Origin of the sequence: Clostridium sp. LS, assembly GCF_002760435.1 — a bacterium.
In the GTDB taxonomy this organism is placed as follows: Bacteria; Bacillota; Clostridia; order Clostridiales; family Clostridiaceae; genus Clostridium.
The window spans coordinates 58,008-64,970 of record NZ_AUUU01000104.1 but is presented as its reverse complement, the minus strand read 5'-3'; the positions used below and the strand labels follow the sequence as shown (position 1 = coordinate 64,970).

Below are 6,963 nucleotides of genomic sequence, written 5' to 3'. Positions count from 1 at the left end.
AGTAAATATGTAAGTATATTCATATAATAAGTCAAATTATAATGTTGGATATCCATAATAAAATAACTGTCTAAATATATTGCTAATATAAAGCTTGAAATCATCTTACACAAATTTTGTAAATAATTTATTTCTATACAAATTAGACAATATACTGGACAGTTTTTTAATCTTTTATTGTGCCTTATTTTATATTATTAAGTAGATTAGCCATTTCTATAGCTGATACTGCGCATTCATATCCTTTATTTCCTGCTTTAGTTCCTGCTCTTTCAATTGCTTGTTCTATGGTATTTGTAGTAAGTACACCAAAAATTACTGGCTTTTCACTCTCAAGAGAAACATGTGCAATCCCTTTTGATACTTCTGAACAAACATAATCATAATGAGATGTAGCACCTTTTATTACTGCGCCTAAACAAATTACTGCATCATATTTAGAGTTTTTAGCCATTTTTTTAGCTACTAGTGGGATTTCAAAAGCCCCTGGAACCCAGGCAATATCAATATCCTCTTCTTTTGCGCCATGTCTTTTTAGTCCATCTAGTGCACCTTCTAAAAGTTTACCACCGATAAATTCATTAAATCTTCCTACAACTATTCCAAACTTTAATCCTTGTGATACTAAATTTCCTTCAAATATATTCATTATTTTTTCCTCCATTATTTTTAGATATTTATAATAAAATTTTTTAATTATATCTTATAAGCTTAATAAGTGATTCATTCTTTCTTTTTTAGTTTTTAAATAAAGTTCATCATTTTTATTTGCTGGCATCTGAATAGGAACTCTTTCTATAACTTTTATATCATTTTTTTCAAGGCCTTCTATTTTAGCTGGGTTATTTGTAATCAATCTTATGTTATTTACTCCTAAAATCTTAAGCATATCTGCACTAATTTTATAATCCCTCATATCTTCTCTAAATCCTAAAGCTAAATTTGCATCAACTGTATCTAAACCAGTATCTTGAAGTGAATATGCTTTTAATTTATTTAATAGTCCTATTCCTCTTCCTTCTTGTCTCATATATAAAAGTATTCCACGTTCTTCTTTTGCTATCATTTCCATTGCTGCTGCATATTGCTCACCACAATCACATTTTCTTGATCCTAATGCATCTCCAGTTAAACATTCTGAATGAACTCTTACAAGCAATGATTCACTAGTGTTAATATCTCCTTTTATTAAAGCTAAGTGACACTTTGAAGAATTTTTTTCACTAAATGCTATTACTCTAAAATTCCCATATTTAGTTGGTAACTTCGCTTCAACTTCTCTTGTCACACTTAAATGCTCCTGTTTTCTATACTGTATTAAATCTTCAATTGTTAATATCTTAAGGTTATGTTCTTTAGCAAATTTTATTAAATCATCGCGTCTTGCCATAGTTCCATCATCGTTTATTATTTCACATATAGCTGCTGCCCCTTTAAAACCAGCAAGCTTTGCTAAATCTATTGAAGCTTCTGTATGTCCTCTTCTTTCCAAAACTCCTCCATTCTTGGCTATCAACGGAAATACATGCCCTGGTCTTCTGAAATCTTCCTTTTCCTTTGAAGTCACAAGTTTATTTATTGTATAAGCTCTTTCAAATGCTGATATTCCTGTTGTAGTGTCTATATGATCTATAGAAACTGTAAATGCAGTTTCATGGTTATCCGTATTTCTCTCAACCATAGGATTTAATCCTAGCTTTACTGCAATTTCTTCTTCAACTGGTGCGCACACTAATCCTTTTGCGTACTTAATCATAAAATTAATATTTTCTCCAGTAGCCAATTCTGCAGGAATTACTAAATCCCCTTCATTTTCACGGCTCTCATCATCAACAATAATCACCATTTTTCCTTCTTTAATATCTTTTATTCCTTCTTCTATGCTATTAAATCTCATATTAATTAACTCCTAACTTTTAATGTACTATAAATTTATTTTTTTCTTAACTTCATCAAATTATCTAATTAAAAGCCGCTGTTTTTAAGAAAATCCATAGTAATATCACTTTTCTCTGCTTCATTACTTTCATTTTTCCCGTTAAATAGTTTTTCAATATATTTTCCTACTAAATCACATTCTAAATTTACTATTGAGTTCACTTTTTTATATGGCAGAATAGTATTATCTAAAGTATGAGGTATAACTGAAACTTTAAATACTTCCTCATCGACATAGGCAACAGTCAAGCTTATTCCATCTATTCCTATAGAACCTTTATAAATAACGTATCTCAAAACATCTTTCGGTGCAGAGATAGTAAACCAAGTTCCATTACTTTCTTCCTTTATTTCAATTATTTTACCTACTCCATCAATATGACCACTTACAATGTGTCCTCCAAGTCTATCGCTTAATCTTAATGCTCTTTCAAGATTTAATTTATCGCCAGCTTTAAGGCTTCCCAAATTACTTTTAGCCAGAGTTTCTCCCATAACTTCTGCTTTAAATGAATTTGAACTTTTCTCTTTAACCGTTAAGCAAACCCCATTTGTTGAGATACTATCGCCTAACTTTGTATCATCTAAAATATTGTTACATTTGATCTGCATTACTCCAAATCCATTACCTAAGCTAACTTCTTGCAATATTCCAACTTCTTCAATAATTCCAGTAAACATTCTTTCCTCCTGAATATTATAATTTCTTCTCTATATAACCCTCTAAAACTAAGTCTTCTTCAATCTTTCTATAACTAGTATTTATTAATTTAACTGCCTCGCTTAGTTTTGAGAACCCTTTTCCAGCTATACTGCTTTTACTATTCTCGCCTCCTAAAATAATTGGTGCTATATAAAATATAACCTTATCAACAATGTCCTCTTCAAACGCTGAAAAGTTTAATGTTCCTCCGCCCTCAATAAGTATTGAATCTATACCTTCGTGTCCAATCTTTTTTATAAGCTCCTTTAAATCTACCTTATTATTTTTTCTTGAAACTTCTATTATTTTTATTCCCTGATTTCTTAGTATCTGCTTTTTGTTTTCATCGGAATCAAATGACGTCGCTATAATAGTCTGCTTATCTTCATTTGTAATTACCTTTGAATCTAATGGAATTCTAAGATTAGTATCTACAATAATTCTAGTTAATTTTTTTTCGTTATTTATTCTGCAGGTTAGCTCTGGATCATCAGCAATTATTGTATTTACTCCAACCATTATAGAATGAAGCCTATTTCGTAAGTTTTGGGAATCTTCTCTTGACTCCTTTGATGTAATCCACTTAGATTCACCGCTATAAGTTGCTATTTTCCCATCAATGGACATTCCACTTTTTAAAACTACAAATGGGATTTTTGTTGTAATATATTTCACAAATATTTCATTGATTTTTTTGCATTCTTCTTCTTTAACACCAACTACAACTTCAATTCCATGCTGTTTTAGTTTATCTATACTCTTTCCTGCCACCAATTCGTTTGGATCAAGCATTCCTATTACAACTTTTCTGAATTTTTTTTCAATTATTAAATCTACACATGGAGGCGTTTTCCCATAATGAGCACAAGGCTCTAAGGTTACATAAATGGTGCTTCCTTCTACCGATTTAGTCGCATTTTTCACAGCATTTCTTTCAGCATGAGCTTCTCCATATCTTTCATGATATCCTTCTCCTATTATTTCATTATCCTTAACTATGACAGCCCCTACTAATGGATTAGGATTGACTTTCCCAATTCCAAGTCTAGCTAACTCTAAAGCTCTTTCCATATATCTTTCATCCACGAATCATCATCTCCCCTTTTAAGCTGCCCATACTACTTTTTATATATTTTTTATCTTTCAGTTCATTTATATTTAATTCTTTATATATAATCTTGTAATAAATAAAACTTTTTATACGCGCAAAAAAGCTCTGAATTTTAAAATCTTCAGAGCTGTTACTATTATAACTATAATACATATTTTATCTATAATTAAAATTTCCAAATGTTTTATTTATTAATTTCTATCATATTAGAAAAATAGTAATTATACAATCTAAATCAAAATTATAATATCTACTTTTTTAACATCAAAAAACCCTGAATTTATCACAAATTCAGGGTACAAAAACAAATAAATAATCACATTTAAAATTTTAATTTTAAATACAATAATTTTAGTTACAATCTTCTTTCATCCAGACTTTACTGTCGGCTTCGGAGTTTAACCGAATCTGCTAATTAAAGCTTGCGGGCTGTACCGCCGATAGGGAATTTCACCCAACCCTGAAGACATCTTTATTAAATTTCCAAATTTATGGTACCACATTCTAACTCTAATGTAAAGTACTAATTAAAATTAATCATATCAAAATCATTTTTTCTTTCTTTAATCCATTTAATCATATTAGAATCATTCCAGACTTCCAGTCCTAAACTAGCGTATCTTATAGCTTCTTCCTCTGTTCCATATCTAGCTACATGTGGCAGCAAATTAGGAATTCTTTTTTGTTTTAATATGTATGGAATAACATATGGATTTCTTTTATATGCTCTTCTTAGTGCATTCTCGGCTGCTTTAATTTCATTAGTTTTATATAATAAAGCCACTTTACTATAGTGTATGGCTGCTGCATTATCTTTTTCATATTTTTCTAGAAGATCTTTTAGCTGTGTATATCTCTTTTCAGTTAAAAGCCAGTTAGCTAAAATACTTCTCACCATTAAAAAATCCTGTTCATTATATTTTAAGATTTCAAATGCTTCATTTATTGCTGTATCCTTTTCTCCAATCTTCCATAAGTGTATCGCTAAAGTATATTTAGCACCAAAAAGAGGTTCAGCTATTTTTAATTTGAGAAGTTCAGGTTGTGCATTTTCTAAATTATCTACTCTTAATAAATTTTGAGCTGATTTTACTGCCTTTTCAAGAACAGCTTTCTTTTGAATGTCACTTAAACTAGAATCTCTTGATAAAATAATATATGCATCTGGACAATCTTCATATATTTCTAAGGCTTCTTTAGCATACTTAGCTTTATTATTATAATTCTTTTGTTTCCACGCTAATTCTATTATTTTTTGTGCTACTACATAGTTCTTATGAACAGCAAATTTAAAAGGTTCTTTAATTTCATTTTCAACCTTATTATCTTCTTTTTCTATACTATTTACTGTTACTGCAGCCTCTTTCTCTGCTTCAAGCATTTTATTTTCCGGTGCTGTAGCATTCTTATTTTCATCTATTATCCATTGCTTATTTTCTTTTGATAAATCCAATAGATTTTTTACTTCTTTTGATTTGCTAGAGCCTGTACTACTACTAACGCCAAATGACTTATATAAATCAGTAGCTTTAACATATGGTTCTTCTTTTGAATCAAATAAATTGTTTATTGTTCCAATAGCATGTACTATTCCTGCTGCCCATGAAAAACTCTTTCCTTTTTTTAATTGTTCCTCAAAATTTTCAAATAATGTTTCTGCAGCTGAAATACAAATATTCTTATATTCCTCATTTAAGTATTCATTTGAAAAACTCTTAATCTTCTCAATTATTTCCTCATACTTGCTAGCTATTACGTTAGATAATTCCTGCATTTCCTTTTATAGCTCCTTTATAAAAAATCTTTGACCAAATTTGATTTTATCCTACAATAAGTACAATTTGCAAGTATATTCACCAAATTTATATTATTCACTTTAAATTCATAAGTTATATACAAAACTATTATATATCTAATAAAGTTAATTCATATGATATTATAGCACAATAATTGCAATTATATCTACATATTAATTTTCATGTTACTTTTTGTTTCATTTTGTTCTTTTAAAATAGTTTTATGTTAACAAGTATTTTGCTATATTTTAATCACTTTCTTCATAAATATATTAGTAGAATAATTTACTGCTAGGATTTATATATGTTATCAAAGTGTTTATACGATTTATGTGTTTTACTTTCAACACCCTATAATTATTTAAATTTAACTACTAATGCCGAACAAGCATTAGATAGTTCCCTACTTGAGGAAATGTATCTAAAAAAATTATATGAATTTAAACTACGAAAGAAGTTAAAGTCTTCATTTGAAAACTTCCAGTTTGATTACCACTACTCATTATTAGAACAAACTTCTACTTTAGTAAAAATTAAACTCAACCTAAAAGTAATCTTTACTACAATTGATTCTTATAATTTTATAAATTCAGGATGCATCAATGAATATGTTGTTATCCTAGAATATATTAATGATGCATTTAAAATACATTTTTTCGTTGAAAATGAAGAAAATCCTCAATTATATAGTTATACCTTAAATACATCTTTAAAAAATATTGATAATTCCATCTTTTTAAATAATAAAAATGCTTATTTTGATAAGTTAACTTCAAATAATTTATTATACGAAAATTTTACACCTTCCAATTTATTTTCTAACACTCCTCACTTACTAAGGAAAAATAATAATTTTAATGTTGAAGCTGCCTGTGATTACGCTGAAACCTTTGCATTAAAACCTAATTCTGATTACAAATCCTTTGAAGGCATTGGAGGCGATTGTACTAATTTTATGTCTCAAATTCTTCATGCTGGCGGATTTGCGCAAGATAGAACTTGGAAACCCTACACCAATCCCTGGATTCGAGTAGAAGAATTATATGTATATTTAACTTCACGAAATTTAGGAATTAAGCTTCCTAATGATTCATACTTAGATAAGGGCTGCATAATTCAATTTTACACTCCATCAATAGGCAGATATTTTCATAACGGTTTTATTACTTATAAACTACAAAACAATGATTGTCTTTATTGTTGCCATAGCTATAATAAGCTAAATTACCCTTTAAGTGAAATTTACCCCAATAGATATCCAAAACTTAGAGCATTACAATTCTAACTTAAACACATATCACAACCGAAATCTGCTACATGTTTGTTACAGCAAGCTATGAAAACTTCGCTGGAAGTGTCTAAATGTAAGGTTATCACCATTTTTGCATGCTCCCAATATAAAATAGTGACAAGCA

The 6,963-nt window shown here is 29.0% G+C and carries 6 protein-coding genes and 1 riboswitch; of the genes, 1 reads left to right on the top strand and 5 read right to left on the bottom strand.

The features are described 5' to 3' along the window. Nucleotides 1-184 precede the first annotated feature (184 nt). The 5 genes from ribE to COL3_RS21020 all read right to left on the bottom strand — a co-directional run bounded on the left by ribE (nucleotide 185) and on the right by COL3_RS21020 (nucleotide 5,526). Complete coding sequence (ribE, locus tag COL3_RS21040) at nucleotides 185-649, bottom strand: 6,7-dimethyl-8-ribityllumazine synthase (RefSeq protein ID WP_008424713.1); 465 nt, start codon at nucleotides 647-649, stop codon at nucleotides 185-187. 54 nt (nucleotides 650-703) lie between these two features. Further along, nucleotides 704-1,897, bottom strand: coding sequence for a bifunctional 3,4-dihydroxy-2-butanone-4-phosphate synthase/GTP cyclohydrolase II (locus COL3_RS21035; protein ID WP_008424715.1), 1,194 nt, complete (start codon nucleotides 1,895-1,897; stop codon nucleotides 704-706). A 68-nt stretch (nucleotides 1,898-1,965) separates the two neighbouring features. Next, nucleotides 1,966-2,619 (bottom strand): riboflavin synthase, encoded by a 654-nt coding sequence (locus COL3_RS21030; protein ID WP_008424717.1) that lies wholly within the window; start codon nucleotides 2,617-2,619, stop codon nucleotides 1,966-1,968. 16 nt (nucleotides 2,620-2,635) lie between these two features. After that, nucleotides 2,636-3,727, bottom strand: coding sequence for a bifunctional diaminohydroxyphosphoribosylaminopyrimidine deaminase/5-amino-6-(5-phosphoribosylamino)uracil reductase RibD (gene ribD / locus COL3_RS21025; protein ID WP_008424719.1), 1,092 nt, complete (start codon nucleotides 3,725-3,727; stop codon nucleotides 2,636-2,638). Nucleotides 3,728-4,108: 381 nt separating this feature from the next. Then, a riboswitch (FMN riboswitch) is annotated at nucleotides 4,109-4,224 on the bottom strand. 51 nt (nucleotides 4,225-4,275) lie between these two features. After that, entirely contained in the window at nucleotides 4,276-5,526 is a 1,251-nt protein-coding gene (locus tag COL3_RS21020; RefSeq protein ID WP_008424721.1) for a DUF6398 domain-containing protein, read from the bottom strand. 326 nt (nucleotides 5,527-5,852) lie between these two features. Between COL3_RS21020 and COL3_RS21015 the strand changes: the two genes are divergently transcribed. After that, nucleotides 5,853-6,833 carry an amidase domain-containing protein gene (locus COL3_RS21015; protein WP_008424723.1) on the top strand — a complete coding sequence of 327 codons (981 nt, stop codon included), beginning with the start codon at nucleotides 5,853-5,855 and terminating at the stop codon, nucleotides 6,831-6,833. Nucleotides 6,834-6,963: the final 130 nt, after the last annotated feature.

Coding starts and splice junctions, on each gene's coding strand:
- ribE (WP_008424713.1), bottom strand. CDS start 649: ATGAATATATTTGAAGGAAATTTAGTATCACAAGGATTAAAGTTTGGA.
- COL3_RS21035 (WP_008424715.1), bottom strand. CDS start 1,897: ATGAGATTTAATAGCATAGAAGAAGGAATAAAAGATATTAAAGAAGGA.
- COL3_RS21030 (WP_008424717.1), bottom strand. CDS start 2,619: ATGTTTACTGGAATTATTGAAGAAGTTGGAATATTGCAAGAAGTTAGC.
- COL3_RS21020 (WP_008424721.1), bottom strand. CDS start 5,526: ATGCAGGAATTATCTAACGTAATAGCTAGCAAGTATGAGGAAATAATT.
- COL3_RS21015 (WP_008424723.1), top strand. CDS start 5,853: ATGTTATCAAAGTGTTTATACGATTTATGTGTTTTACTTTCAACACCC.